A 25934-nucleotide genomic window follows, 5' to 3' on the forward strand; every position below is an offset into this window, starting at 1 on the left:
ATGCAGATAAAAAGCAAGCCACGGCGCACAAAGTGCGCCGTGGCTTGCTTATGGCTTTGAACTTTAGTTCTTCAGGCTCTGCAGGGGCGCGGGAATCCGACCGCCCCGGGCCACGAAGGCGTCGCTGGAGAAGGGGTGGACGGGCATCACCGGGGCGGAGCCCAGCAGGCCGCCGAACTCCACCGTGTCTCCCACCTTACAGCCGGGGGCGGGGATAATACGCACGGCCGTGGTTTTGGAGTTGACCATGCCGATGGCCGCCTCGTCGGCGATGATGGCGGAGATGGTCTCAGCGCTGGTGTCCCCGGGCACGGCGATCATATCCAGGCCCACGGAACACACGCAGGTCATGGCCTCCAGCTTGTCCAGGCAGAGGGCGCCGGAGGCGGCCGCGGCAATCATGCCCTCGTCCTCGCTCACCGGGATAAACGCGCCAGACAGTCCGCCCACGTGGGAGGAGGCCATGACGCCCCCTTTCTTCACCGCGTCGTTCAGAAGCGCCAGGGCGGCGGTGGTGCCGTGGGTGCCGCACACCTCCAGGCCCATCTCCTCCAGGATGCGGGCCACGGAGTCCCCCACGGCGGGGGTTGGGGCCAGGCTCAGGTCCACAATGCCGAAGGGCACGCCCAGCCGGCGGGAGGCCTCCTGGGCCACCAGCTGGCCCATGCGGGTCACCCGGAAGGCGGTCTTTTTGATGGTCTCAGCCACCACGTCAAAGGGCTGGCCCTTCACCGCCTGGAGCGCGTGGTGCACCACGCCGGGGCCGGACACCCCCACATTGATGACGCAGTCCCCCTCGCCCACGCCGTGGAAGGCGCCGGCCATAAAAGGGTTGTCCTCCACCGCGTTGCAGAATACCACCAGCTTGGCGCAGGCAAAGCCGCCCCGGCCGGCGGTACGCTCCGCCGCGCTCTTGATGACCCGGCCCATTTCCGCCACCGCGTCCATGTTGATGCCCGCCCGGGTGGTGCCCACGTTGACCGAGGCACACACCACCTGCGTGTCGGCCAGCGCCTCCGGGATGGAGGCGATGAGCCTCTGGTCGGCCGGGGTGGCCCCCTTCTGCACCAGGGCAGAAAAGCCGCCGATAAAGTTCACCCCCACCGCCCTGGCCGCCTCGTCCATGGCCCTGGCGAAGGGTACATAGTCCGCCGTCTCGCTGGCCCCGGCCACCAGGGCCATGGGGGTCACGGAGATACGCTTATTGACGATGGGGATACCGAACTCTCGCTCAATGGCCTCTCCGGTGGCCACCAGCTTGTCCGCCCGGCGGGTGATCTTGTCGTAGATCTTGCGGCAGGCGGCCTTGGGGTCTGCGTCCGCGCAGTCCAGCAGGGAGATGCCCATGGTGATGGTGCGGATGTCCAGGTGCTGCTGGTCGATCATACGGATGGTATCTAGAATTTCGTTGGTGTTGATCATGGTTTGATCCTCCCTGTGGGTCTTTGGGGATGTCCTTGGCGGCTCCCGCCGGGGGTCAAAACCACTTCTTTTTGACTGGCCAAAAAGAAATGGTTTTGGATTCCAAAGAAAAAGCCCACCGTTCATCTGACGCCCTTGCCTTCTATTGGTCGGCATGCCCGTCAGGGCGGCCCAGGCGGTTCCTTCGGCGGCTCAGCCGCCTTCCCTGGCGGGGAATCGGCCTGGCAGCCCCCATTGAAGCGCGTCTCGCGGCTGAGCCGTATGGCTGCCAAACCTGAACACGGCGCACGGTGCCGGCGACGGCCCGTCTGTACTGCGCAGAGGCAGTTGCCTACAAGTCTTGCCTTTTACACGCCGAGGGGCGGCAGCAGCCCTCAGATCCGGTGCATGGCGTTAAAAATATCCTCTCTCTGTGCGTGGATGGACAGGTCGCGGGCTTTCCCCTCCTGCTCCAGCAGGCCGGCCAGGTCGGCGAAGGGCATGTCACCGGCGCTCACGTCCACCAGCATGACCATGGTGAAGTAGCCCTGCAGGATGGTCTGGCTGATGTCCAGCACATTGACGTTGTGCTCGGCCAGCAGGGTGCATACCGCGGACATGATGCCCACCCGGTCCTTTCCCAGTACAGTCACGATCGCTCTCATTGCATTCTCTCCTTTTGTCACAATGCGTTTTCTTATCTGAGTTCATCCAAGGTAAGGCTGAAGCTGGGCAGGAAGTGCTCCATAAAATAGGCCACCTCGGGCAGGTCGGAGGCCTCCAGGGCCTGCCTGGTCTGCTCTGCGGCCTGGCGGAACTCGTTGTTGCCCGCCTTGACCTCCTCCACGCATTTGAGGTAGGCGGAGAGCTTATCCGCTGCCTTCACCAGCTCCCGGGTGGACGGGTCGTAGTCCTCGCTCATCAGCGGCTCATAGGCGGGGCGCAGGTGCTCGGGCAGCATGCCCAGCAGCTTCTGCGCGGAGAAGGCCTCCACCTGCTTATAGGCGTCGCGGATCTCCGGATTGTAGTACTTCACCGGCGTGGGCAGATCTCCGGTGAGGATCTCCGGCGCGTCGTGGAACAGGGCGGCGGCCGCCGCCAGGCCGGGGTCGGCGGGCTTTCCAAACACCTCGCGGCGGATGACCGCCAGGGCGTGGGCCAGCACGGCCACCATGTGGGAGTGCTCCTGAATGTTTTCCTGGACGGTATTGCGCATCAGTCCCCAGCGGTTGATATACCGCATCCGGGACAGGTAGGCGTAGAAATGGTATCCCTCGGGCATTCCGCGGTCCTCCTTCGGTTTGTGTGCGTTTCCGGACGGCGGCTCAGCGGACAAAAGCGGCCACGTCCCCCTGAAAGGCGTCTGCCTGCGCCTGGGTCCCCAGGACCTCCACCTCCACCGGCTGAGACAGATCCAGGGAGAACAGCCCCATAATGGACTTGGCGTTGACCACATAGCGGCCGGAGCGCACGTCAATCTCGCAGGCACAGCGGCTGGCTGCATCTACAAACTGCTTTACCTCGTCCACCGAGGTCAGCGACACGATAAAACGGGACATAAAGTACCTCCTTCTGAATTCAGTCTGTACAAGTTCGACCGGATTGCTTATAATGTTGCCAGGGCGCGCAGAGGGCGCCGCCTGTTGTTTCATTATAATCAGCCCGGCCGGGAAATACAATGGCCAAGCGGGAAACTTTCCCGAAATTCAGTCCTTTTCACAATTTTAGAAATCATATAAGAGGAATCCACATGCGAGTTGCTATCTACACCCTTGGCTGCAAGGTCAACCAATACGAAACCCAGGCTCTGGAGCGGGAACTGGAGCGGCGCGGGCACGCCCTGGTGCCCTTTGACGGCCCTGCCGACGCCTATGTGGTCAACACCTGCACCGTCACGGCGGTAAGCGACAAAAAGTCCCGCCACACCATCCGCCAGGCCCGCCGCCGCTGTCCGGAGGCGGTGGTAGCGGTGTGCGGCTGCTACGCCCAGACCGACCCGGCGGCGGTAGAGGCTCTGGGTGTGGACCTGATTATGGGTACCAACGACCGCATGGGGTTTCTGGACGCGCTGGAGCGCCTGGCATCGGCGCGCGCCGCCGCCCCGGTGGTGGACGTGGACGAGGCCCTGAAGCGCCGGCAGTTTGAGCCCCTGCCCGCCGGCGGGCTGGAGGGGCGCACCCGGGCCATGCTCAAGGTGGAGGACGGGTGTGTCAACTTCTGCTCCTACTGTATCATCCCTTACGCCCGGGGGCCCATTCGCTCCCTGCCCCTGGCCAGCGCGGTCCGGGAGGCCGCCCGCCTGACCGGGGAGGGCTATCGGGAGCTGGTGCTCACCGGCATCGAGATCTCCTCCTGGGGGGCGGACCTGAAGAGCGGCGCAGGCCTCATCGACCTGGTGGAGGCCCTGTGCGCCGCCGCCCCGGACTGCCGGGTGCGGCTGGGCAGCCTGGAGCCGCGCACCATCACGGAGGAATTCTGCCGCAGGGCGGCCGCCCTGCCCAACCTGTGCCCCCAGTTCCACCTGTCCCTGCAGTCCGGCTGCGACGCCACCCTGAAGCGGATGAACCGGAAATATGACGCCGCCCGGTATGCGGAGAGCGTCGCGCTGCTCCGGGCGCATTTTGACCGCCCCGGCATCACCACCGACCTGATCGTGGGCTTCCCCGGCGAGACGGAGGAGGAGTTCTCCGCCACCCTGGCCTTTGTGGAGCGCTGCGCCTTCTCCGCCATGCACATCTTCCCCTACTCCCGCCGCCCGGGCACCCCGGCGGCGGCCATGCCCGGCCAGGTCCCCAGGGCGGTGAAGGAAGAGCGTGCCCACCGGGCCGCCCGCCTGGCCGAGGCTCTTCGGACGGCTTACCTGGAGCAGTGGGTGGGTCAGGTCCTGCCCGTGCTCTTTGAGGAGGAAAAAAACGGCCTCTGGCGGGGCTACGCCCCCAATTACGCCGAGGTGTACGTCCCCGGCGTGTCGCTCCACAACCAGATCCGGCAGGTCAAAATCTCCGCCGCGGAGGGAGACCACCTGGTAGGGGAGCTTCTCTCCCGCCCCTATTCTGAAGCATAACAAAAACGCTTCGTATTCTGTCTGAACTAGAATACGAAGCGTTTATTTTTCTTCTTCATCCAGGAGCCAAATTGGGCTTACCCGAAGCGCTTTTGCGAAAAACTTGATTTCATAATCAGGGACAACCCGCTCGCCTGTCTCAATCCGGCTAATCGACTTCTGGCTAATCTCCAGCCCAAGCAGCTGCAGCTTCGCCGCCAGCGCCTCTTGAGAAAGTTTAGCCGCCTCCCTGGCCTGACGAATCCGCACACCCGATACATTACATTTTCCCAGATAGGAATAAAGCCTCATCACACCACAGCCATTTCTACCTCAAAGATGAGTAATTACTATTTGACAATAGCATGGCCGCTGTGCTATTTTTATTCCAAAGATGACTATATTATTGGAGATATCCCATGAATTTTTTCTCTTATCCCCTTGACCTCATACCTTCCAAGGAGCGTGAAATTTTTCTCAGGCACTGTACGGAAGATGATTTGAAAATTCTGACCGGAAAGGTCCGGCCGCGTTTTGCCGACTATCTGCGCCTGGGCGAGCTGGCCGGGGCGCTTCATCTCTATTTTCTCAGCTGCGCACTGGAACAGGAAATGGCGGTGCTTTTCCCTGACCGGTATGCCTATCTGACGCGTTTGGAGTCCGTTGATCCGGAGGACGCTCAGGAACAGCTGATTCTGGATGCTGAAGAATATCTGGAGCGCCTGGCGCAATACGATGGTATTTTTTAAGGACAGGGAGCCCGACAGCCAGTGGCTGTCGGGCTCCCTGTCCTCTCTTCTCTATCTCCCAAACCGGGCTTTCAGCGCCTCTCTCCAGCCCACCAGGCGCTCCCTGGGGAGCAGCCAGTTGATGAGCAGGGAGATCACCACGCCCACGCCGGTGTCCAGCATGCGGTTGAGGGAGTATACAATATAGTCGTCCGGTCCGATACTGAACAGCAGCAGGCAGAGCACCACGCTCCCCGGCTGCACCGCGCCCACCCAAAAGAACTGGGAGAGCAGAATCAGAATGACCACGCCCACAAACAGCAGGGGCACCAGCAGCAGGTGGTGTTCCCCCTCCGGATAGAAGATCAGGTAAATGCGGTACAGACCGATTCCCAGGAATCCGCCAATGATGGTGCCGAACAGGCGGTTGCCGCCGTGGAGCTTGGAGTGCTCCAGATTGGAGCCCATTCCAAATACCGCGCCGATGCAGGCGAACGCAGGGTTGCGGTCGAGAAAATAGTAGAGAAACGCGCACAGCGATGCGGAAAAGGCCGTCTTCAGGTTGCGCAGCCCTATGTGGGGATGCCGGTGCGCGGGCGATTGCTGCTCCATGTGACCATTCTGCTCCTTTTTGGGGGAAATCCCCCTTTATCCTTTAGAGGATAACATATACCGTTGAGTTTGAAAAGTCCGGGTGCTGACTTTTGGCCAAAAATTTTGTAAGTGTGCTCTCCCACAACCCGTCCTCACTATGCTATAATGTAAAATTAAGATTGCCATATAAGTAGGAGGAACCGCCCATGAGCCGCGCTGATGAATTGTTTATTCAAAATTGCAAGGATATCCTTGCCCACGGAGTGTGGGACACGGATCAGGCCGTCCGCCCCCGCTGGGAGGATGGAATGCCCGCCCACACGGTAAAGCGATTCGGCGTCATCAACCGCTATGACCTGCGGGAGGAGTTCCCCATCCAGACCATCCGCCGTATGTTTTTTAAAAGCGCGGTGGACGAGCTTTTGTGGATCTGGCAGAAGAAATCCAACAACATTCGCGACCTGTCCAGCCGCATCTGGGACGCCTGGGCGGATGAGAACGGCTCCATCGGCAAGGCCTACGGCTACCAGTTGGGGGTGAAGCATTCCTACCCCGAGGGGGAGATGGACCAGGTGGACCGGGTGCTCTACGACCTGAAGCACAACCCCGCCTCCCGGCGCATTATGACCAATCTTTACAACCACCACGACCTGAGCGAGATGGCCCTCTACCCCTGCGCCTATTCCATGACCTTCAACGTCAGCGGCAAAACCCTCAATGCCATTCTCAACCAGCGCAGCCAGGACATGCTCACCGCCAACGGCTGGAACGTGATGCAGTACGCCGCCCTGGTGCACATGATGGCCCAGGTGTCCGGTCTGGAGGCCGGGGAGCTGGTCCATGTGATCGCCGACGCCCACATCTATGACCGCCACGTGCCCATTGTGGAGGAGATCATCACCCGCTCGCCCTATGACGCCCCCGTCTTGCGCCTGGACCCGGCGGTGACCGATTTCTACGCCTTCACCAAGAACAGCTTCACCCTGGAGGGCTATCAGTACCATGAGCTGGCCGCCCCCATCCCGGTGGCGGTATAAGGGAGGGGCGCGGGTATGAACGCCATTGTAGCGGTAGACCGGAACTGGGCCATCGGCAAGGACGGGGACCAGTTTGTATACCTGTCCAGGGACCTGCACAACTTCAAGACAGTGACCATGGGCCACCCAGTGATCCTGGGCCGAAGAACCCTGGCCACCTTCCCCGGCGGTCGGCCCCTGAAGGGGCGGCGCAACCTGGTGCTCTCCCGTGACCCGGACTTCCGCCCCGAGGGGGCGGAAGTCTTTCGGGATCTGGACAGCCTGCTGGCCGCGGCGCCCGAAGACGCCTTCGTCATCGGCGGGGGCAGCGTATATGAGGCCCTGCTGCCCCACTGCGACACCGTGTATGTGACCAAGCTCCAGGGGGAGTGGCCCGCCGACACCTGGTTCCCCCGGCTGGACCGGCTGCCCGGCTGGGCGCTGACCTCCACCAGCGCCCCTATGGAGGAGAAGGGCGTGCGCTTCACCTTTGACGTTTACCGGAGGGAGGCGGGACAGTGAGCTGGCTGGATGAGATCGCGGCCTACATTCCCCGGGACCGGCAGGAGACGGAGGATCAGCGTTTGATGCTGGAGTACGCCCGCCGTTTTCCCGGCACCCTGCTCACCCGGGAAAACGAGCTCGCGCACATCACCGCTTCCGGCTTTGTGGTCAACGCCGACGCCTCCAAGGTCCTCATGGCCCACCACAATATCTACCGGGTGTGGGCCTGGACCGGCGGCCACGCCGACGGGGAGGGCGACCTGCTCTCCGTGGCCCTGCGAGAGGCCTGGGAGGAGACCGGTGCGGAGCACATCCGCCCCCTGTCGCCCCGGATCGCCTCCCTGGACATCCTGCCCGTGTGGGGGCATGTGAAGCGCGGGAACTACGTTCCCTCCCATCTGCATCTGAATGTGTCCTACCTGCTCACAGCGGAGGAGTCCGGCCCCCTCCGGATCTGCCAGGGGGAAAACTCCAGCGTGGCCTGGCTCCCCGCCGACCGCCTGCTGGAGCTCACCAACGAGTGGCAAATGGACGGGGTTTATACCAAGCTGCTGGCCCGGGCCAGGGCGCTTTTGGAACATCGTACTTAAACAAAAACGGCCCTGGTTCAGGTTGGAATGAAAAGATAGGAGGATTCGTTATGAAAAACGCCGCCAGAAATGCCGTGTGCATCATCGCCGGTTTTGTCGTCCTGTGGTATGTGGGCGCAATGTTTAACTTCTTCCCGTTCCTTGCCGACGATTTGGCCATCCGCGCGGTCGGCTTTACGGGGCTTCTGATCGTCGCCGTCATAGTCATCTGCACCTGCTGGATCATTACAAAGCTGGAGGAAAAGAACCACGGTAAATGAGCCTCCCGGACAGCCTCTTTTAGGGGCTGTCCGTTTTCGTTTCAGCGGTTTCCCGGCACTGCATCGCAAGCGCTTCTTTGAGGCCGGGACAAAAAGAGGGGAGATGCCGCTGGCATCTCCCCTCATCTTATTTTTCAGAAGCCCGGCGGCGCTGGGCGCGCTCCAAGGCCGCCTTGACCGGCTGGGCGCGTTCCCGCCGGTTGTTGCGGGCGAGGATGTCCGCAATCTGGCCGTTGACCTGCTCCATCTCTTCCTTAAAGATGCGGGCGGACAGGCGCAGGGCCCCATGGCCCAGGATGATGAGCTGCTCGGCGCTGTCCGAGGTGGCCACCCGCACCCGGTGGCGCTTCCCGATCTCATAGGTGGCCCGCTCGATATAGGTGTCCGCCGTCTCGGCCTCCTTGGTGTACACCACGTAGATATTGTGGTATCTGGACACCTCACCGGTGTTCCGGGGCACCTTGTAGGCGTCGAACACCAGGATGACCTCGCACTTCTTGAAGCCCTGGTAGTTGCTCAGCAAATCCATCAAAAGCTGCCGGGCCGCCTCCAGGTTGGTCCGGGCCACCTCCTTGAGCTCATCCCAGGCAAAGATGATATTGTACCCGTCCACCAGCAGATATTCCGGCCCAGCCGGAGGCGGCGGAATATGGCGTTTCCCCCCCGCCGGGGCCTGTGGTCTGGGGCGCTCCTGAGCCTGGAAGGCCCGGGGCTTCATCGGTCCGTAGGTGCGCTCAAAGATGGCCTGCAGCTCCTTGTCCTGTGCCAGGGAGTCGGCGTAGCCGCCGCTCCGGCAGGGTGGGGCGGTGTGGGCCTCTTCCTCCTCCGGCGGGATCTCCCCCAGGCGCAGGCCGCTGTCCACATGGGCACTGGCCTTCACCTGGTCCCATTTGACGGTGACGCCCGCCCCGTGGGAACAGAACACCGAATCCGCCGGGTTGTCCGTGTCCCGCTCCGGGTCATAGCCCAGGGCGGCCACCACCTCCGCCTGGTCATGGCAGGGCTCGTACCCCCGCAGGGTGCAGGACAGCCGCCCCAGCCCCCTGGTGTAGGCGGCCACCTGGGCGGCGTAGTCCCGCAGGCCGGCCACCGGCGCGCTGCCGGTGAGCACAGTTTCCTCCCCCGCGCCCTCGGGGGCGTCCGCCCGACCGCCCATGCGCTGGATGTCCGTAAGGGCGCGTCCCACCTGGGCGGCGGGCAGCTCCAGGCGGAAGTCGTACCAGGGCTCCAGCAGGATGCTCTCCGCCTGCATCAGCCCCTGGCGCACCGCCCGGTAGGTGGCCTGGCGGAAGTCGCCACCCTCGGTGTGCTTCACATGGGCCCGACCGGCCACCAGGGTGATCTTCAGATCCGTGACGGGGGAGCCGGTGAGTACCCCCGGGTGGGCCCGCTCGGCCAGGTGGGTGAGGATGAGCCGCTGCCAGTTCCCATCCAGCTGGTCCGTGGGGCAGGCGGAGGCAAAGCGCAGGCCGCTCCCACGCGCGCCCGGCTCCAGCAGCAGGTGGACCTCCGCATAGTGGCGCAGGGGCTCAAAGTGGCCGATGCCCTCCACCGGCGCGGCGATGGTCTCCCGATAGACGATGTTCCCCGCGCCGAAGGCGACCTCCAGGCCGAAGCGCTGGGCGATCACCCGCTGCAGGATCTCCAGCTGGATCTCCCCCATGAGCTGCACATGGATCTCCCGCAGATGCCCGTTCCAGACGATGTGCAGCTGAGGGTCCTCCTCCTGCAGCTGGCTGAGCCGGGGCAGCACGGCGTGGGGGTCGCACCCCTGGGGCAGGTCCATGCGGTAGGTGAGCACCGGCTCCAGCACCGGCGGGGCGCTCTCCGCCTCATACCCCAGCCCCTGGCCGGGATAGGTGCGGCTCAGGCCGGTGACGGCGCACACCGTTCCCGCCTCTACCCCGTCGGCGGTCTGGAACCTGTCCCCGGAATACAGGCGGATCTGGTCCACCTTTTCCCCCGGCCCGTCCACCCCCGCAGCCAGGGCGGCCTTCACCTTCAGCCGTCCGCCGGTCACCTTCAGCCAGGTGAGCCGGGCCCCCTGGGCGTCCCGGGTAATTTTGAATACCTTTGCGCCGAATTCCTCCGGCCACACGGGCCGGGGGGCATAGCGCTCCAGCCCGTCCAGCAGCGCGTCCACCCCCTCCAGCTTCAGGGCGGAGCCGAAGTAACAGGGAAAGAGCTTCCGCCCGGCCGCCAGGGCGACGATCTCCCCGTCCTCCAGGGTGCCCCGCTCCAGATAGGCGGTCAGGGCGTCCTCGCCGCACAGGGCGGCGTTTTCCAGCAGGACCGCCCGGTCCTGCTCCGGGGAGAAATCCACACATCCCCCGTCCAGCTCCCGTTTCAGACCGGCCAGCAGGGCCGCCCGGTCCGCCCCGGCCAGATCCATTTTGTTGACAAAGAGGAACACCGGCACCTGGTAGCGCTCCAGCAGCCGCCAGAGGGTGCGGGTGTGCCCCTGCACTCCGTCGGTGCCGCTGATGACCAGCACGGCGCAGTCCAGCACCCGGAGGGTGCGCTCCATCTCGGCGGAGAAGTCCACATGCCCCGGGGTGTCCAGCAGGGTGAGGGTGCGGTTGGCCAGGGGGAGCATAGCCTGCTTGGAAAAGATGGTAATGCCCCGCTCCCGCTCCAGCGTGTCCGTGTCCAGAAAGGCGTCCTGATGGTCCACCCGGCCCAGCCGCCGCAGGCGGCCGCCCTGGTAGAGCAGCGCCTCGGACAGGGTGGTCTTGCCCGCGTCCACATGGGCCAGCAGACCGACGGTCAATCGCTCCATTACCTCACCTCCCCTGAAAAAAGTCTGTCCCTATCAGTATATCGGCACCGGGCCTGAATTTCAACCAGAAAAAGTCCCCGGCCGCAGACCCGTCATCTGCGGCCGGGGAAAAGGTCTCATCTGTCGATTTTTGAAGGGTGTGGACTGCTTGTCCGGGCCGCGGGTCCGTCGCCCGCGGCCGGAGGAAAAAGAGGGTATTTGTAACATCGTCCAACGGCCCGCAGGGGGTCCGTCCGACCGGGGCGGCTCCGCCGCGCCCGACCTTTGGAGCGGCCGGTCCCATCCTCAGCCGCGTGTCTCTTGGGGGGACAGGGGGAGCATGCGCCCCGGCCTGTGAGAGACCCGCCGCCGCATCCGGCGGCCCGCCGGCCTTACTCAGCCTTGCGCTTGCGGATCTCCTCGATCATAACGGGCAGCACCTGCATGGCGTCGCCGATGATTCCCACGTCGGCCACGTCAAAGATGGGGGCGTCCTCATCCTTGTTGATGGCCACTACATAGCCCGAGCCGGACATGCCGGACACGTGCTGAGTCGCGCCGGACACGCCGCACGCGATATAGAGGGCGGGGGCCACGATCTTGCCCGACTGGCCCACCTGGTGGGCGCGGGAGACCCACGCTTCCTCGATGGCTGGACGGGTGGCGCCCACCACACCGCCCAAGAGCTGGGCAAGCTCCTCCACCAGGGCGAAGTTCTCCTTGCTTCCCATGCCCCGGCCGCCGGTGACGATGACCTTGGCCTCCTCCAGATTGACGGCCTCGGAGATCTCCTTGACCGCCTCCAGCACACGGGCCTTGACCGCGTCGGCGGGGACCTCCACCGTCTCGGCGGTCACCGCCGCGGCCACGCTCGCCTCCGGCTTGGAGAATGCACCTGAGCGCACCGTCACCGCCATGGGCAGGGTGTCCGCCGCCACGTCGTTGAGCACCGTGCCGCCGTAGACCGGCACCGTCCACAGGACCTGATCGCCCTCAATTTTCAGGGCGGTGGCGTCCTGCACGCTGCCCAGGCACAGGCGGGCGCTCAGGCGGGCGGTGAGCTCACGGCCCAGGGGGGTGTTGCCCGCCAGCACGGCGGCGGGCACGTACTTGTTCACCATGGCCTCCAACGCGCAGGTCAGCGCGTCGGCACAGCCGTCTCCGAAGGCGCTGCCCTCTACCGAGAGCACGCCGTCGCAGCAGACCGCGGCCTTTTCCGCCGCCGCGGCGTTGTCCGTGCCGACAACCAGCGCCAGCACCCGGCCTCCGGTGAGTCCGGCCAGGGTGCGGGCGGGCGTAAGGGCCTCCAGCCCCACGTTGACCGCCTTGCCTTCCTTTTGCTCCAGGAAGACCAGAATATCTTTGCGATTGCCCCAATCCATGACCGTCTCTCCTTTACAGCAGCTTGGCCTCGGCCATCATGCCCACGGCCTTGATGGCGGAATCCGCGCAGGTTTCCTCTTTGATCTTCACGCCCGCCTGACGCTTGGCCGGCTCATAGACCTTGACCACATGGACGCCCGGCTGGCCGGGGTCCACCTGTCCCAACTCGGCGGCGGAAAGCACGGGTATGGGCATCTTGCGGGCGGCCATCTTGTTCTTGATGGTGGGATAACGGGGGTCATACGCCGGCTTGTTCACCGTCACCACGCAGGGGGTGGCGGCCTCCACCCTGCGGTATCCCTCCTCGGTCTCCTGCTTGGCGCAGATGCCGCCGGCCGTCTGCTCGATGTCCACCAGGTCGGTGATCACGCCCACGCCCAGGGTCTCGGCCAGCTGGGGGCCCAGCTGACCGGTGGCCCGGTCGGTTGCCTCGCGGCCGCAGAAAATCAGGTCGAAAGGCTTTCCGGCCTCGGTCTCAAGCCGCTTGATCGCGGCGGCGAGGATCTTGCTTCTCCCCAAGGTGTCAGCTCCCTCAAATGCGGGATCGCTGATCAGATAGCCCTGGTTGGCGCCCACGGCCAGGCAGGTCTTGACCGCGTCCTTGGCCCCCTCGGGGCCCACGGTGACGGCGGTCACGCTGCCACCCACCGCCTCCTTGAGGCGGGCGGCCATCTCCAGGGCGTAGGTATCAAACGCATTGACCACATTGGCCACGCCGTCCAGGTTGACTTCCTCGGTGCCCGGCTTGAGGCGGATCTCCACCGAATCGTCGGGCACCTGCTTCAGACAGACCAGAATCTCCATGTCGTCTCCGCTCCTTGTTTAGAATCTGCCGATGGTGTTGTTGGCCACCACGATGCGCTGGACCTCGTTGGTGCCCTCGAAGATCTGGAAAATCTTCGCGTCCCGCAGCAGCTTCTCCACCGGGTACTCCCGGCTGTAGCCGTAGCCGCCGAACATCTGGATGGCCTCGGATGCCACCTCCATGGCGATGTCGGAGGCGTAGCACTTGGCAATGGCCGACTCCTTGCTGTAGGTCAGACCCTGGTCCATCCGGGTCAGGGAGTGGGCCACCATCTGGCGGGCGGTCTCAATCTTGATGGCCATGTCGGCCACCTTAAACTGCAGGGCCTGGTTCTTCAGCACGGGCTTGCCGAACTGCACCCGCTCCTTGGTGTAGGCAATGGCCTCCTCCATGGCGCGCTGGGCGATGCCGGTGGCGATGCAGCCCATCCAGGTGCGGGCCTGGTCCAGGGTCTTCATGGCGATGGAGAAGCCCTTGCCCTCGGCGCCGATCAGGTTGGAGGCGGGGATGCGGCAGTCCTCAAAGACCACGTCGCAGGTGTTGGAGGTGCGGATGCCCATCTTGTCCTCCTCATGGCCGGTGGACAGGCCGGGGGTGCCCGCCTCCACGAAGAACATGGAAATGCCCTTCACCCCGGCGGATTTGTCGGTCATAGCGGTGACGCAATAGAAGGAGGCCACGCCGCCGTTGGTGATAAAGCACTTGCGGCCGTTGAGCACATAGCTGTCCCCGTCTTTCACGGCCACGGTCTTGCCGGCGCTGGCGTCGGAGCCGGCGCCCGGCTCAGTCAGACAGAAGGCACCGAAGCCGCCGTCCACAATGATCTGGCAGGCGCGCTTCTTCAGCTCCTCGCTGCCGGCGATGAGCACGGGCTTGGTGCCCAGGCCGCTGGCGGAAATGGTGGTGGCAAAGCCAGCGTCGGCCTTGGCCATCTCCTCAAACAGGGCGGCCACGTCCACACGGCTCAATCCCATTCCGCCGTACTCCTCGGGGACCTCCAGCATATGCAGCTGCATCTCAATGGCCTTGTCGTAGATCTCCTTGGGCCACTCGCCGGTGCGGTCGTACTCCTTGCACTGCTCCTTGACTTCCTTCTCGCAGAAGTCCTTGACGGCGCCCAGCAGCTCCTGGGCCTCTTCCGAAATCAGATATGCCATAACAAATTTCCTCCTAACAGATTCGTCCGCTTTGTTTGTTGTTTTTATCGTTACAGCCTTACAGCTTGTAGCAGACCTTGCCGGGGTTGAGGATCAGATTGGGGTCGAACACCTGCTTGACGCCCTCCATCAGGCGCATGTTCACCGGGCCCACCATCTGGGCCAGGTACTCCAGCTTACCGTGGCCGATGCCGTGCTCGCCGGAAATGAGGCCGCCCAGCTCGGTGGCCTTGGCGTAGGCGCGCTTCATAAAGTCCGCCACCTGGCGCTCAAACTCCTTCACCTCCATGTCGTTGGAGCAGTTATAGATGTGCAGGTTGCCGTCACCGGCGTGGCCAAAGCTCTTGACCTCAAAGTCGTATTCGGCGGCGATGGTGTTGATGAACTTCACATAGTTGGCGATCTCGTTGACCGGGACCACCACGTCGCTCTCGTCCAGCAGCTTGGTGTTGGCCTCAATGGCCTCCAGGAAGGTGGAGCGGGCGGCCCAGGCGTCCTTCTTGAGCTGGGGGGTGTCGGCCACCAGCACATCCAGCGCGCCGGCCTCCAGCACCACTTCGGAGGCCTGCTCGATGATCTCGTTAAGCTGGTCCTCATTGTCGCCGTCAAAGGTGATGAGCAGGTAGGCGTTGATGTCCGTACCCTCAAAGGTCTGGGGGAAGGTGCTCTTGCCCAGGTAGGACTCGCTCAGGCGGACGATCTCCCGCTCCATGAACTCCAGGGCCTGGGGATGCAGGTTGGCGCGCATCAGCTTGGGTACGGTGGCGATGCAGTCCTCCAGATTCTCATAGAGGACCACCAGGCTGATAACCTCTTTGGGGGCGGGGATCAGCTTGAGGGTGAGCTCGGTGATGATGCCCAGGGTGCCCTCGGAGCCGATCATCAGGTTGAGCAGGGAGTAGCCGGAGCTGGTCTTGGACACGCTGGCGCCCAGGTGCACGATCTCGCCGGTGGGGAGTACCACGGTCATGGCCCGCACATAATCCCGGGTGGCGCCGTACTTGACGGCCCGCATGCCGCCGGCGTTGGTGGACACGTTACCGCCCAGAGTAGCGAACTTCTCGCCGGGATCCGGGGGATACAGCAGGCCCTGCTTGGCCGCGTCCTCCGCCAGGTCGTTGAGCAGCACGCCCGCCTGAACCCGGACCACCATATTCTCGGTGTCATAGCCCAGGATCTTGTTCATCTTGGTGGTGGAGAGCACCACGCCGCCGTGGATGGCCACTGCGCCGCCAGCCAGGCCGGTGCCCGCGCCCCGGGGAGTGACGGGCACACGGTGCTCATTGCACAGCTTCATGACTGCGGCCACCTCTTCCGTGGTGACGGCCTCCACCACCACCTCGGGCATGGCCTTGCCGTAGATGGGCATCTCGTCGTGGGAGAAGTCCTCGTTGATGTCCCCGTCCACACTGACCCGGCCGGGTACGGCCGCCTTCAGCGCCTCAATGAGCTCGGGGGTGACTTTTTCGTACTGACTCATAGCTGAAATCCCCTTTTATGATGAATTTTATTTGCTCTTTACAATCACCGACACGCCGTCGGGAATCACAGTGATGGGGCTGTCCGTCCGGCCCAGCAGCCGGTCCGCCAAGGCGATAGCCGACGGCAAGTCGGCCGCCCAGTGCATCTGCATCTCCTCCACCATCTCCCTAGGGGCCTGGGTGACCAGGATGACCTGGTGTTTGCGCAGCACCCGGCAGAGGATCTGGGCCTCCCACTGGTCGGGGATGGTCTGGTCGCTGGGGGTGGCCAGAAAGCGGGCCATGATCTTCTCCTTGTCCTTCTCGCCTGCGAAGGTATCGTACAGGGACTGGCCGCCGTGGCCGTCGCTGCAGGCGGAGACCATGATGATCACGCCGCCGGGGGCGCAGGTGGCCTCGGCCGCCGTCATGCCCTTCACGGACTGATAGATGTTCTGGTCCAGGGGGTAGCCGCCGTTGGTGGTGACCACGATGGGCGCGGGGACCGCGTCCACGCCGGAGAGCTGTTCCACAAAGGCGCAGCCCTCTCTGTGGGCCTGGTCATAGTGGCCGGCAAAGGCGGCGATGACCTTCTTGTCTGCGTCGATGACCACGTTGCAGATGAAGGCCAGCCTGGCCTGTCCGGCGGCGTAGACCATATCCCTGTGGATGGGGTTGCCGTCCAGAATCCCGGTGCGGGAGAAAGGGCTGTCAATAAAGGCCGAGCAGTGGTTGGCCAGCACGGTGACCCGGCTGGCCACGCCGGGGAGCACGCTCTTGCGCCCGCCGGAGAAGCCGGCGAAGAAGTGGGGCTCAATAAAGCCCTCCCCCACCAGCAGGTCGGCCTGGGCGGCGAGGCGGTTGATGAGCAGCTCACCCCCCGAGGGCAGGGTGCCCAGATGGACCATGTCCTCGGCCTTGCCGCTCTCATGGACCACAAAGCGCAGGCCGGCGTGCCGATAGAGCTCCTCGCCGTATTTGTCCAGCAGCTCGGCCTCAGTGGTGGGCCGATGGAAACCGGTGGCCACCAGGACGGTAATCTCCGCCTGAGGGCTGCCCGCCCGGATTTCTCTGACCAGTTCAGGCAGGATGACCTTGCTGGGCACGGGCCGGGTGTGGTCGCTGCTGATGATGACCACATTGTGCTTGCCCCGGGCCAGTTCCTTCAGGCGGGGGGAGCCGATGGGCTGCTCCAGCGCCCGCCGGACCAGCTCCGCCTCCCCGGCGGCGGGATGGTAGCTGTGGGCCTTGGACTGGAGCACGCCGGCCAGCCGCTCGTCCGGAATCTCCGCCAGGACTTTGCCCCTTCCGTAGGGCAGCGTTATGGTTGCCATAGGTAATTCCTCCTTACATTAAGCGCATCAGGGGGTGGCCCAGCAGGGCGATCAGGCCGAACACCACCACAAAGAGGACGTAGTAGCCGATGGCGGAGCGGAGGATCTTGCTCTCCTGCCCCACGGTGTCGGTGGCGGCGGTGGCAATGGAGATGCTCTGGGGAGAAATAATCTTGCCGGCCGTGGCGCCGATGGTGTTGGCCGCCACCAGCCACATGCTGTCCATGTTCAGCGCCACGGCGGTCTCGGCCTGCAGACCGCTGAAGAGCACCGAGGCGGAGGTGGCGCTGCCGGTGACAAAGGTCCCGATGGAGCCAATAAGGGGAGCCACCACCGGGTAGAAGGTCCCGGTCACCGCCACCAGGAAGGCCGCGATGTCCCCGGTCATGCCGCAGTAGCCCATAATCTTGGCGGCAGCCAGGATAGAGACCAGAGTGATGATGGTCTTATACATCTGCTTGAGGGTGGCCAGGAACACCTGTCCCATGACTCGCCCTCCCGCCTTCTGCAGACACCCGCCGATGATGGCCGCAATGAAGATGAGTACACCCGGCGTATTGATCCACGAGATGGTATAGGGGCTGGCCCCTTCACCGGAGTAGATGGGAATCGAAGTCTTGATTGCTGCCAGGGCGTCATGGATGGGGGGTACCAGGTTAGAGGTGAGCAGCAGGAACACAAAGATCAGGATAAAGGGCGACCAGGCCAACACCATGGTTTTTCCAGTGAGCCGCTCCCCCTTCTTCTCCGTGCCGGGGAGGGCATAGGCCGGGTCGTTCTTACGCAGGAACACCTTGGACAGCAGGACCGTGACCACCATGCACACCACGGAGCCGGTGACCACGGGCAGCTCTGCGCCCACGAACTTGGCGGTGATGAACTCCGGGATCACGAAGGCCAGGCCGGAGCCCAGGGCCACGGGCCACACCCCTTTGAGGCCCTTCAAGCCTCCGCCGGTCATCATGACCATAATCAGAGGGGTGACCACTACCATCAGCGCCAGCTGCAGGACGACCACCACAGCGGTGGGACCCGCATCCAGCCCTGCCACAGAGGCGGCGGTGATGGTGGGGATGCCGATGGATCCGAAGGCGGTGGGGGTGGCGTTGGCCACCAGGCACACCAAGGCGGAGAAGATGGGGTCGAAGCCCAGGCCGCAGAGAATGCCGGCGGGAATGGCCACTGCGGTGCCAAAGCCCGCCATGCCCTCCATAAAGCCGCCGAACCCCCAGGCAATGATCAGCACCAACACCCGCTTGTCGCTGGTTACTGCGGTAAGCATACTCTTAATAGTCTCCATGGCACCGGTGCGCACGGTCAGGTTGTAGGTAAAAACGGCGGCCACGATGACCAGGGAGATGGGCCACAGGCCCATAACCGCGCCCTCCAGGCCGCCGGTCAGCACCTCCATTCCCGGACTCTTCCAGTAAAAGAGCGCCAGCACCACGGTGATGACCAGCGCAATGGGGCAAACCTTGTAGGCGGGCAGCTTGAGCACGCTCAACGCCACCGCCAGCCAGATAATCGGCAGCAGTGCCAGGACAAATCGCAGGAACACAACTACGCACTTCCTTTTTTGCGCCTCGATTGGTTCTACCATATCAGGCTAAGTTTTGCACCGTTTTTCTTTCCAATACTTGAATTCGCTTTCATATTATGCGTGTTCTTTGCAGAAGTCAAGGTGTGTTTTCCCTCTTTTCGTTACTTTTGTCAGGATGCATAAACTGCAGTAATCCTTTTTGTGCATATTTGGTCCTACCATTTTTAATTAATTGGTACCACCTTTGCATCCAATCAAATTTTATGCTATAATGCCTTTGTCAATTTTCCTGGAAGGGCGGCGACTCCTGTGGCAGAACAGCCAAAATCCTATGAAAAAGTCCTTACCTATCTGGAGGAGTCCCTGCGCAGCGGCAAGTTGGCACTGGGACAGTCCCTCCCCCCGGAACGAGAGCTGGCCGAGCTGCTCGGCATCAGCCGCAACTCTGTGCGCGAGGCCATCCGATTGCTGGAGCACATGGGCTTTGTGGTGAGCAGCCAGGGGGCCGGAAATTTTATCAGCTGCAATATCCAGCGCAATCTGCAGGACTCCTTTGATCTGCTGATGCTTCTGCAGCGGATTGACTACCATCAGCTGGCCGAACTGCGCGCCGGCCTGGAACTTCAGGCCGCTCTGCTTGCGGCAGACCGCATTACCGACGCCCAGGCCGCAGAATTGGCCGCCCTCGTCCGGGAAATGGCCTCCTGCTCGGCAGAACGGGCGGCCCACCTGGACAAACAGCTGCATGATACCATTGCCGCAATCTCCGGCAATGAGTTGATTATTCAGATTCACAGAGCCCTCTCCTCCACCATTGACCGGTTTATTACCGACATGCGCCGGCGGATTCTGCTGAATTTTCAGACGGGCAGTCAGCTGCAGTACGCCCATGAGCAGATTGCGGACGCCCTTGCCCGCCGGGATAAAACGCAGCTCACGCTGGCCATCAACCATCACTTCAATGTGGTCAACGCAAATATGGAGCCTCACCTTTAATCAAAACCGCCCACCGCAGTCCATCTGCGGCGGGCGGTTTTCTTTTGTCCTGTAGCTTCTGTCCGGCTGGGACTGGGCATAGAATGTCACCAAAGGAGGGTCCGATATGCGAAAAATTTTTATGTTAAGACGAAAACATTTGGCTGTTCTGGCCTGTGTCCTGGCGGCTGCCGCTATTTTTTACGCAGTCAGCTATCCGGCCGCGGTCGGCGCTTACGCGGCCAAGCGTCAGCTGCCCATTTACTGTGTCCAGCGGGATCAGAAGGTCCTCTCCATCTCCTTTGACGCCGCCTGGGGCAATGAGGACACCCAGCAGCTCATCGACATTTTGGCCAAATACAATGTGAAAGCCACCTTTTTTGTCGTGGGCGAGTGGGTCGACAAGTATCCGGAGTCCGTCAAAGCCCTGCACGATGCGGGGCATGAGGTGATGAACCACTCCAACGACCACGCCCATATGACACAGCTCTCCCAGGATCAAATTATCGCCGACGTCAACGCCTGCAACGACAAGATTGAGGCGGTCACCGGAGTGCGTCCCACCCTGATCCGTCCCCCCTATGGAGAATACGACGACAAGGTAATCACCGCCATCCGCTCTATGGGTATGGAGCCCATTCAATGGGATGTGGACAGTTTGGACTGGAAGGATCTGTCGGCCGGTGAGATTACCAAGCGGGTCGTCAGCAAGGTGCAGCCCGGCTCGATTGTGCTCTTCCACAATGCCGCGCTCCACACCCCTGAGGCCTTGCCCGGTATTATTGAAGCTCTGCTGCAGGAGGGCTATTCCTTTGTCCCCATCTCCCAGATCCTTCTCCCCGGCGCGTATAACACGGACTATACCATTGACCACACCGGCCGCCAGTGCCCGGCCTCCGGCTCCACATAATCCCTTTTATGGGCTTATCATCTCCATAAAAACACCCCTGGGTGGAAAAGCCAGCTTCTCGTGCTGTTTTTTCCGCCCAGGGGCAGTGTTTTTCGCGGTCTTTCAGCCGCCCGGCATAGTCCCGCTGCGCAGGAATTGTTCCTGCCAGGCAAATGCGCCGTCCAGACTCAGCGGGTGGTGGCCGCCGCCCGCCAGGGCCCGCTCCAGGGACTGCTCCAGCCCCGCCCGATAATCCGGGTGGGCGCAGTTTTGAAGGATCAGGCGGGCGCACTCCACATCGTCGAGGCCACGCAGGTCGGCCACGCCGTACTCACTGATCACCACGTCCACGTCGTGGTGAATCACATCCACATGGGGCGTATGGGGTACAAAGCAGGAGATTCGGCCCTCTTTGCGGGTCGATGGCATCAGCATAACCGACAGGCCTGCGTTTGCCGCAAAGGCGGCGCCCCCGCCGATGCCGTTGACCAGTCGGGTCCCTCCGATATGGCTGGAATTGACATTGCCGAACAGATCCATCTCAATGCCGGTATTCAGCGCCAGCACACCCAAGCCGCCCACCGCGGCTGAGCCGTTACACACCTCCATGCTGCGCAGCACCAGACGCTCCCTCAGTCCGGGACCAAAGCCCCGGAGCAGTTCCAGCGTCTCCGGGTCCGTGGGAACAGAGCCCCCGGATAGCACCTCTGCCTTTCCCTCGGCCAGCAGCCCCACCATTTCCGCCTGGAGCGCGCCGCAGAAAAACGTCAGATCTCGGTACCGGCTGCCCCGGAACCCGGCCAGGATGGCCTTGGACAGGCTTCCAATTCCCGTTTGAATCGGAGGCAGCCTCTGCCCGGGGAAGGTGCGCTCCAAAAAGCCCATCAGCTGTTCGCAGACGGCCCGCTCCGTCTCGTCGGGTTCCGCAGGCGCGGTGGGCGCGTCCGTCTGGTGGGAGAAAACCACCGCCTCCACCTTGTTCAGGTCAACCTGTATCCAGGGTCTCCCCACCCGCTCACCGGCAGACCGGAGCACAGCGCCTGTGTGGCAGGGCGATTCATATACGTCGTGGACGCCGCAGAGCAGCTCCGGCTGGGCGGTGTTGAGCTCCACAATGATGCGTCCGGCCTTTTGGCACATAAGCTGGGTCATCCCCACGGAGGTGGTGGGAATCATGCGGCCGTCCTCGTCCAGGCCCATGGCCTCCACCACCGCCACATCGGGCACGCCGAAGCTCCCGGCGGCAAAGACCCGTGGCATTTTCCCCATTGCCGCCTCCACATAGCGGATCTGCCGGAGATTGGCCAGCCTCCGCACCGCCCCGGACACGGTAAACGGCGCCCGGCGGTCAAGTATTCCAGCCTCCGCCAAGGCATTCTCCACCTCGCCGGACAGCTGTGCCGCGGTAATCAAGTCGATTTTATGTATCTCCCCCGCCCTGCCCCGGGCGGCCAGGGCCAGCAGCGTGGCCTTGGGATCGCCGGCGGCGGTGTAGCCGCTGGCCGCGACTACGCCATGCTCCGGAATCAGGCCGGCCGCCTGCTCCGGAGTACACACCTTGCCCGCAAGGCATGCCGGCGCCTTAAACAGCGTCTCCATAGGACCCTTCATTTCCGGTGCCGGTGCCCGCTGCCGCCACGGCAAACGAGTCCAGCTTCCGCCCCAGCAGCTGCTCCATATAGCCGCCCAGGCAGATCAGCCCGGCGGTGTCGATCCCGGTATCATACCCCATGCGGCCCAGCATGGCAGCAAAATCCTCTGTGGACACAAGGCCGGTTCGGCCCTGCGTGAAATAGTACGCGCCTGTACCCTTGACCGCCACGCCGTCCAGCCGGTTGGCGGGCTGGCCGCCGATGCCGCCCAGGGTACACTCAAACTGTCGGATACCCTGTTCCATCGCCGCGCAGTAGCAGGCCATCCCCATTCCGTTGATGTCGTGGATGTGGAACACATGGCGGGCGGGATCCGGCCAGCGGCGCATAATCTCCGCGCAGTATTCCGTCACGCGGTCCGGCGACGCGGCACCGTCCGGGTCCGAGTGCTCAATCTCATCAAAGCCCATGTCCAGCAACCGGTCCACAAATTCATAGGCCTTCTCCAGGGGCATCTCTCCCTCTATGGGGCAGCCGAAGATCGTCCCCACGTTGGCGCACACCCGTTTGACTCCGCCTTCATGGAGCATTTTTACCAGCTCGCCGGCCTCCTGGAACAGCTCCTCATGGGTGCGGTTCATGTTTTTGACGGCATAGGACACGCTGGTGGCCAGCTGTCCGGTGAGAACCCGGTCAATGGGCGCCCCCTTTCCCTTCAGGTCCACAACCCGCTCCACCGCCCTGCGGTTGAGCGCCAGGAATGTGTACTCCACCCCCTCGTGCCTGGGAAGCATCATGGCAAAGCGGTGAATCTCCCGGAATTGAGGCAAATACTCGGGATGGGCAAAAGAGCCCACCTCAATCTTCGTAATCCCGGCGTCAATCAGCCGGGAGGCAATCTCCAAGCGGGAGCCGAGCGGCAGATAGTGCTCCTCATGCTGCAGGCCGTCCCGCAGCGTCGTATCAATAATCGAAACCTTTGCTTTCCGTTGCATATGCGGCTCCTTTTACGCGCGCTCCACGATCAGGGACACGCCCTGCCCGCCGCCGCAGCAGAAGGTTACCAGGCCGCGCCCAGCGCCGCGGCGCTTGAGTTCGTAGACCATCTTGGTCACCAGAATACCGCCGGTCGCCGCCAGTGGGTGCCCCAGCGCAATGGCGCCGCCGTTGGGGTTGAGCCTATTCCGGTCCATATTCAGCTCTCGGATACAGGCCAGGGACTGGGGCGCAAACGCCTCGTTCATCTCAATGACGTCAATGTCGTCCATGCTCAGGCCGGTCTTGGCCAGCAGCTTCACAGTGGCTGCCACAGGACCGATCCCCATAATCTTGGGGTCCACGCCGGCCGAGGCGAAGCCCCCGATATAGCCCAATATCTCACAGCCCAGGGCCTCTGCCTTGGACTCCTCCATCAGGATTACAGCGCTGGCGCCATCGCTGTTGGGAGAGCTGTTGCCCGCAGTGGCCACGCCGTCCGGCTTGAAGGCGGGCTTGAGCCTGGCCAGGCTCTCCAGCGTGCAGTCCCGGCGGAACACCTCGTCCGTGTCCACAGTGACGCTGGTGCCCTTCTTGGCGTTCGTGACGGTCACGGGCACGATCTGCTCCTTAAAGTAGCCGTTGTCCCAGGCGTGCACCGCCTTGCGGTGGCTCTCCACGGCAAAGGCGTCGCAGTCCTCCCGGCTCAGGTGGTAAAGCTCCGCCAGATTCTCCGCGGTCATACCCATATGGGGGTTTCCAATCTCCTCGGGGGCCAGTTGGGATTTGCCCCGGAAGACAGGGCCCGCCATGTCGTGCAGCCTCTTCTGCTGCAGCATCACGTAGGGACGGTTGGAGTCGGATTCCACCCCGCCGGCCAGGATACAGTCCGCGTCGCCGGCGCGGATCAGGGCGTCCGCCCAGGAGATGGCGGTCAGGGAGGTGCCGCAGCGGCGGTCAATGGTCACGCCGGGCACCTCAATGGGCAGACCGCCTGCCAGGGCCACATAGCGGGCCATATTGGAGATGTCGTGGGCATACAGATTGCCGTAAATCACCTCGTCCACCACTCTGCCCTCAATCCCAGCGCGCTTAACGGCCTCTCTCACCACCAGCGCGCCGAGCTCGTGGGCCGGGATATCAGACAGCGCGCCGCGGATCCGGCCCACCGGAGTACGTACCGCGGCGACAATTGCAGTTCTTCTCATCCGTCTCATTCCTCCTTTTCCTTATCTACAATGGCAAACGCGCGCACCCAGCCCGCGCTTGCCTGATCAATTTTAATGGGAACGCCAAAAAACCGGAATCCGTAGGGGGGCAGCTGTTCGAGATTAGTCAGCTTCTCATACTGCACATAGGCCTTGGCTGCGCCGGCCTTATGCCCCTCCCAGCAGACGGCAGGGTCCCCTGTCTCCTGAAACCGCTTGAGCGCATACTCCCGGGGCACATCCCAGCTCCAGGAGTCCGTGCCTACGGCCCGGACCCCCTGGTCCAGCAGCCAAAGGGTTCCCTCACGGCCCACGCCGCAGCCCTTGTCCAGATACTCCGGCCCGCCCCACGCCGACATGGCGTTGGTGCGCACAAGCACAATATCCCCGGGCTTAAGCTGATAGCCGATTTTCTGAAAATAGGCCTTGAAGTCCTCGGAGGTGCAGACATAGCCGTCCGGCTTGTCGTAAAAATCCACGACAACGCCGTCGCCGATGAACCAGTCCAGCGGAACCTGGTCCACCGTCCAGGCGGGTTCCCCGTTGTTCATGGTGGGGTGGTAGTGATAGGGCGCGTCCACATGGGTGCCGGTGTGGGTGGACAGCTGGATCTGTTCGATGGCCCAGCCGTGGCCATCCAGGCACTGCTCCCTGGTCAGCCCGGGGTAGGCGGCCAGGAAGGTGGAGACCGACTCCTCGTCGGTGTGCCTGCGATAGCGGATCTTGGGAATCTGCACCGCCCGGTCCACCGGGAGGCCGTCCACAATGCTCACGCTTAAATCAATGATTTTCATTTGGTATGTCCCTTCTTTTCAAACCCCGATGGGAGTTATCGCTCCAGGGGCGGAATCCCCATGATCTGCCGGGCCTCCGCCGGGGTGGCGGGCTGCTTATTATACAGGCGCACCAGCTGCGCGGCCCGTTCCACCAGGGCGGCGTTGGTGGCCGGCACGCCGCGATCCAGGTAGAGGTTGTCCTCGAGCCCCACCCGCACGCCGTTGGCGCCCAAGGCAATGGCGCTGTACAAAATGGGCAGGTGTCCGCTGCCAATTCCGGTGGCGGACCAGAGCGCGCCCTCCGGCAGGTGGCGCACCAGATATTGCAGGTTCTCCGGCGTGGCCTCCATCCCGCCCAGCACACCGAGCACAAACTGGCACCACAGGGGCTCCTGCAGCAGCTTCAGCTTCTCAAAGTAGTGTCTGGCGTTGCCCAGCATGCCCATGTCAAAAATCTCCACCTCCGGCTTGACTCCATGCTCCAGGTAGGTATGGGCCAGCTCTTTGAGAAAGACGGGGTCGTTGTTGAACTCTTTCGCGTCCCCCCAGTTGAACGTACCGGCGTCAAAGCTGCCCACTTCAATCTGGGGAATCCGTTTGAAATGCTCCAGCCGGGAGGCGGTGGAACGCACGCCGTCCGGCCCGGGGCCGCCGGAGGAGGTGCAGTTGATGATGACGTCGCACTCCTTATGGCTGCGGATCAGGCGGACGGTCTTTTCAAACCGCTCCCAGTCCATAATGCCGTTCATGGCGTCGTCTCGCATATGGAGATGGACCACCGCCGCGCCGGCGCGCCAGGCGGCGAGCGCATCCTCTGCGATCTCCTCCGGCGTAACAGGCAGGTGTGGGTTTTTGGCCCGGGGCGTGGAAGTTCCGGTCATGGCGCAGGAGATGACCACTTTCGTTCTTCTCAGTTCTTCCAGTTGCATTTCAGATCTCCTTCCGC

Annotated in this window: 26 protein-coding genes; 8 read left to right on the forward strand and 18 right to left on the reverse strand. The window is 63.0% G+C overall.

Annotation, left to right across the window (positions count from 1 at the left end):
* Positions 1-63: 63 nt before the first annotated feature.
* The 4 genes from H9Q75_RS10745 to H9Q75_RS10760 form a co-directional block, all read right to left on the reverse strand.
* Complete coding sequence (locus H9Q75_RS10745; RefSeq protein ID WP_186566968.1) at positions 64-1422, reverse strand: PFL family protein; 1359 nt, start codon at positions 1420-1422, stop codon at positions 64-66.
* 374 nt (positions 1423-1796) lie between these two features.
* Entirely contained in the window at positions 1797-2066 is a 270-nt protein-coding gene (locus H9Q75_RS10750) for an ACT domain-containing protein (protein ID WP_186566969.1), read from the reverse strand.
* A 32-nt stretch (positions 2067-2098) separates the two neighbouring features.
* The gene (yfbR, locus tag H9Q75_RS10755; RefSeq protein ID WP_186566971.1) at positions 2099-2683 is read right to left on the reverse strand and encodes a 5'-deoxynucleotidase; all 585 of its coding nucleotides are present in this window, start codon (positions 2681-2683) and stop codon (positions 2099-2101) included.
* A gap of 43 nt (positions 2684-2726) precedes the next feature.
* Complete coding sequence (locus H9Q75_RS10760; protein ID WP_186566973.1) at positions 2727-2960, reverse strand: HPr family phosphocarrier protein; 234 nt, start codon at positions 2958-2960, stop codon at positions 2727-2729.
* Between the two features lie 191 nt (positions 2961-3151).
* Here H9Q75_RS10760 and mtaB point away from each other — a divergent pair, with 191 nt between their 5' ends.
* Positions 3152-4465: a tRNA (N(6)-L-threonylcarbamoyladenosine(37)-C(2))-methylthiotransferase MtaB gene (mtaB, locus tag H9Q75_RS10765; protein WP_186566975.1), complete on the forward strand. Its 1314-nt coding sequence runs from the start codon at positions 3152-3154 to the stop codon at positions 4463-4465.
* Between the two features lie 42 nt (positions 4466-4507).
* Here the strand turns inward: mtaB and H9Q75_RS10770 are convergent, their stop codons facing one another.
* Positions 4508-4756 carry a helix-turn-helix domain-containing protein gene (locus tag H9Q75_RS10770; protein ID WP_186566977.1) on the reverse strand — a complete coding sequence of 83 codons (249 nt, stop codon included), beginning with the start codon at positions 4754-4756 and terminating at the stop codon, positions 4508-4510.
* A gap of 188 nt (positions 4757-4944) precedes the next feature.
* On the opposite strand from H9Q75_RS10770, the gene H9Q75_RS10775 reads away from it, so the two are divergent.
* On the forward strand, positions 4945-5193 hold the full coding sequence (locus H9Q75_RS10775) for a hypothetical protein (protein ID WP_186566979.1): 249 nt from the start codon (positions 4945-4947) through the stop codon (positions 5191-5193).
* 51 nt (positions 5194-5244) lie between these two features.
* On the opposite strand, the gene H9Q75_RS10780 is transcribed toward H9Q75_RS10775, so the two are convergent.
* Positions 5245-5784 (reverse strand): FUSC family protein, encoded by a 540-nt coding sequence (locus H9Q75_RS10780; protein WP_186566981.1) that lies wholly within the window; start codon positions 5782-5784, stop codon positions 5245-5247.
* 188 nt (positions 5785-5972) lie between these two features.
* Here H9Q75_RS10780 and thyA point away from each other — a divergent pair, with 188 nt between their 5' ends.
* Genes thyA through H9Q75_RS10800 form a run of 4 tightly spaced genes read left to right on the forward strand, consistent with a single transcriptional unit; the run spans position 5973 to position 8136 of the window.
* Positions 5973-6803 (forward strand): thymidylate synthase, encoded by an 831-nt coding sequence (gene thyA, locus H9Q75_RS10785; protein WP_186566983.1) that lies wholly within the window; start codon positions 5973-5975, stop codon positions 6801-6803.
* A gap of 15 nt (positions 6804-6818) precedes the next feature.
* Complete coding sequence (locus tag H9Q75_RS10790) at positions 6819-7304, forward strand: dihydrofolate reductase (RefSeq protein ID WP_186566985.1); 486 nt, start codon at positions 6819-6821, stop codon at positions 7302-7304.
* Complete coding sequence (locus tag H9Q75_RS10795) at positions 7301-7876, forward strand: NUDIX hydrolase (protein ID WP_341480940.1); 576 nt, start codon at positions 7301-7303, stop codon at positions 7874-7876. The genes H9Q75_RS10790 and H9Q75_RS10795 overlap by 4 nt, the downstream gene beginning before the upstream one ends.
* A 50-nt stretch (positions 7877-7926) precedes the next feature.
* Positions 7927-8136 (forward strand): hypothetical protein, encoded by a 210-nt coding sequence (locus tag H9Q75_RS10800; RefSeq protein ID WP_186566987.1) that lies wholly within the window; start codon positions 7927-7929, stop codon positions 8134-8136.
* Positions 8137-8263: 127 nt separating this feature from the next.
* Here the strand turns inward: H9Q75_RS10800 and H9Q75_RS10805 are convergent, their stop codons facing one another.
* From H9Q75_RS10805 to H9Q75_RS10835, 7 genes are all read right to left on the reverse strand, one after another.
* Positions 8264-10915 carry a translation factor GTPase family protein gene (locus tag H9Q75_RS10805; RefSeq protein ID WP_186566988.1) on the reverse strand — a complete coding sequence of 884 codons (2652 nt, stop codon included), beginning with the start codon at positions 10913-10915 and terminating at the stop codon, positions 8264-8266.
* A gap of 371 nt (positions 10916-11286) precedes the next feature.
* Positions 11287-12276, reverse strand: coding sequence for an electron transfer flavoprotein subunit alpha/FixB family protein (locus H9Q75_RS10810; protein WP_186566990.1), 990 nt, complete (start codon positions 12274-12276; stop codon positions 11287-11289).
* Positions 12277-12289: 13 nt separating this feature from the next.
* On the reverse strand, positions 12290-13081 hold the full coding sequence (locus tag H9Q75_RS10815) for an electron transfer flavoprotein subunit beta/FixA family protein (protein ID WP_186566991.1): 792 nt from the start codon (positions 13079-13081) through the stop codon (positions 12290-12292).
* Between the two features lie 18 nt (positions 13082-13099).
* Positions 13100-14239 (reverse strand): acyl-CoA dehydrogenase family protein, encoded by a 1140-nt coding sequence (locus tag H9Q75_RS10820; protein ID WP_186566992.1) that lies wholly within the window; start codon positions 14237-14239, stop codon positions 13100-13102.
* A gap of 58 nt (positions 14240-14297) precedes the next feature.
* On the reverse strand, positions 14298-15719 hold the full coding sequence (locus H9Q75_RS10825) for an FAD-binding oxidoreductase (protein WP_186566993.1): 1422 nt from the start codon (positions 15717-15719) through the stop codon (positions 14298-14300).
* Between the two features lie 27 nt (positions 15720-15746).
* Entirely contained in the window at positions 15747-17033 is a 1287-nt protein-coding gene (gene larA / locus H9Q75_RS10830) for a nickel-dependent lactate racemase (protein ID WP_186566994.1), read from the reverse strand.
* Between the two features lie 13 nt (positions 17034-17046).
* Positions 17047-18591 (reverse strand): lactate permease LctP family transporter, encoded by a 1545-nt coding sequence (locus tag H9Q75_RS10835; protein WP_186566995.1) that lies wholly within the window; start codon positions 18589-18591, stop codon positions 17047-17049.
* 291 nt (positions 18592-18882) lie between these two features.
* Between H9Q75_RS10835 and H9Q75_RS12890 the strand changes: the two genes are divergently transcribed.
* Together H9Q75_RS12890 and H9Q75_RS10845 are read left to right on the forward strand one after the other, a co-directional pair.
* On the forward strand, positions 18883-19569 hold the full coding sequence (locus tag H9Q75_RS12890) for an FCD domain-containing protein (RefSeq protein ID WP_186566996.1): 687 nt from the start codon (positions 18883-18885) through the stop codon (positions 19567-19569).
* Positions 19570-19675: 106 nt separating this feature from the next.
* Positions 19676-20458, forward strand: coding sequence for a polysaccharide deacetylase family protein (locus tag H9Q75_RS10845; protein WP_186566998.1), 783 nt, complete (start codon positions 19676-19678; stop codon positions 20456-20458).
* 102 nt (positions 20459-20560) lie between these two features.
* On the opposite strand, the gene H9Q75_RS10850 is transcribed toward H9Q75_RS10845, so the two are convergent.
* From H9Q75_RS10850 to H9Q75_RS10870, 5 genes are read right to left on the reverse strand one after another with little or no spacing between them, the layout of a single operon-like run.
* A complete protein-coding gene (locus H9Q75_RS10850; protein WP_186567000.1) occupies positions 20561-22036 on the reverse strand; it encodes an acetyl-CoA hydrolase/transferase C-terminal domain-containing protein in 1476 nt (491 codons plus the stop codon).
* Positions 22020-23024: a beta/alpha barrel domain-containing protein gene (locus H9Q75_RS10855; RefSeq protein ID WP_186567002.1), complete on the reverse strand. Its 1005-nt coding sequence runs from the start codon at positions 23022-23024 to the stop codon at positions 22020-22022. The genes H9Q75_RS10850 and H9Q75_RS10855 overlap by 17 nt, the downstream gene beginning before the upstream one ends.
* A gap of 12 nt (positions 23025-23036) precedes the next feature.
* On the reverse strand, positions 23037-24212 hold the full coding sequence (locus H9Q75_RS10860) for a thiolase family protein (protein WP_186567004.1): 1176 nt from the start codon (positions 24210-24212) through the stop codon (positions 23037-23039).
* 5 nt (positions 24213-24217) lie between these two features.
* Positions 24218-25006 (reverse strand): cyclase family protein, encoded by a 789-nt coding sequence (locus H9Q75_RS10865; protein ID WP_186567006.1) that lies wholly within the window; start codon positions 25004-25006, stop codon positions 24218-24220.
* Positions 25007-25041: 35 nt separating this feature from the next.
* Positions 25042-25917, reverse strand: coding sequence for a beta-keto acid cleavage family enzyme (locus H9Q75_RS10870; protein WP_186567008.1), 876 nt, complete (start codon positions 25915-25917; stop codon positions 25042-25044).
* Positions 25918-25934 lie beyond the last annotated feature (17 nt).

Source organism: Lawsonibacter celer, assembly GCF_014281125.1.
GTDB classification, from domain to species: domain Bacteria; phylum Bacillota; class Clostridia; order Oscillospirales; family Oscillospiraceae; genus Lawsonibacter_B; species Lawsonibacter_B celer.

Bases quoted from the DNA above. Each gene is read 5' to 3' on its own strand.
- H9Q75_RS10825 (WP_186566993.1), bottom strand. From the start codon at position 15,719: ATGAGTCAGTACGAAAAAGTCACCCCCGAGCTCATTGAGGCGCTGAAG.
- larA (WP_186566994.1), bottom strand. From the start codon at position 17,033: ATGGCAACCATAACGCTGCCCTACGGAAGGGGCAAAGTCCTGGCGGAG.
- H9Q75_RS10760 (WP_186566973.1), bottom strand. From the start codon at position 2,960: ATGTCCCGTTTTATCGTGTCGCTGACCTCGGTGGACGAGGTAAAGCAG.
- H9Q75_RS10870 (WP_186567008.1), bottom strand. From the start codon at position 25,917: ATGCAACTGGAAGAACTGAGAAGAACGAAAGTGGTCATCTCCTGCGCC.
- H9Q75_RS10860 (WP_186567004.1), bottom strand. From the start codon at position 24,212: ATGAGAAGAACTGCAATTGTCGCCGCGGTACGTACTCCGGTGGGCCGG.
- H9Q75_RS10805 (WP_186566988.1), bottom strand. From the start codon at position 10,915: ATGGAGCGATTGACCGTCGGTCTGCTGGCCCATGTGGACGCGGGCAAG.
- H9Q75_RS10745 (WP_186566968.1), bottom strand. From the start codon at position 1,422: ATGATCAACACCAACGAAATTCTAGATACCATCCGTATGATCGACCAG.
- yfbR (WP_186566971.1), bottom strand. From the start codon at position 2,683: ATGCCCGAGGGATACCATTTCTACGCCTACCTGTCCCGGATGCGGTAT.
- H9Q75_RS10770 (WP_186566977.1), bottom strand. From the start codon at position 4,756: ATGAGGCTTTATTCCTATCTGGGAAAATGTAATGTATCGGGTGTGCGG.
- thyA (WP_186566983.1), top strand. From the start codon at position 5,973: ATGAGCCGCGCTGATGAATTGTTTATTCAAAATTGCAAGGATATCCTT.
- H9Q75_RS10790 (WP_186566985.1), top strand. From the start codon at position 6,819: ATGAACGCCATTGTAGCGGTAGACCGGAACTGGGCCATCGGCAAGGAC.
- H9Q75_RS10820 (WP_186566992.1), bottom strand. From the start codon at position 14,239: ATGGCATATCTGATTTCGGAAGAGGCCCAGGAGCTGCTGGGCGCCGTC.
- H9Q75_RS10855 (WP_186567002.1), bottom strand. From the start codon at position 23,024: ATGCAACGGAAAGCAAAGGTTTCGATTATTGATACGACGCTGCGGGAC.
- H9Q75_RS10850 (WP_186567000.1), bottom strand. From the start codon at position 22,036: ATGGAGACGCTGTTTAAGGCGCCGGCATGCCTTGCGGGCAAGGTGTGT.
- H9Q75_RS10815 (WP_186566991.1), bottom strand. From the start codon at position 13,081: ATGGAGATTCTGGTCTGTCTGAAGCAGGTGCCCGACGATTCGGTGGAG.
- H9Q75_RS10845 (WP_186566998.1), top strand. From the start codon at position 19,676: ATGCGAAAAATTTTTATGTTAAGACGAAAACATTTGGCTGTTCTGGCC.
- H9Q75_RS10800 (WP_186566987.1), top strand. From the start codon at position 7,927: ATGAAAAACGCCGCCAGAAATGCCGTGTGCATCATCGCCGGTTTTGTC.
- H9Q75_RS10865 (WP_186567006.1), bottom strand. From the start codon at position 25,006: ATGAAAATCATTGATTTAAGCGTGAGCATTGTGGACGGCCTCCCGGTG.
- H9Q75_RS10780 (WP_186566981.1), bottom strand. From the start codon at position 5,784: ATGGAGCAGCAATCGCCCGCGCACCGGCATCCCCACATAGGGCTGCGC.
- H9Q75_RS10810 (WP_186566990.1), bottom strand. From the start codon at position 12,276: ATGGATTGGGGCAATCGCAAAGATATTCTGGTCTTCCTGGAGCAAAAG.
- H9Q75_RS10750 (WP_186566969.1), bottom strand. From the start codon at position 2,066: ATGAGAGCGATCGTGACTGTACTGGGAAAGGACCGGGTGGGCATCATG.
- mtaB (WP_186566975.1), top strand. From the start codon at position 3,152: ATGCGAGTTGCTATCTACACCCTTGGCTGCAAGGTCAACCAATACGAA.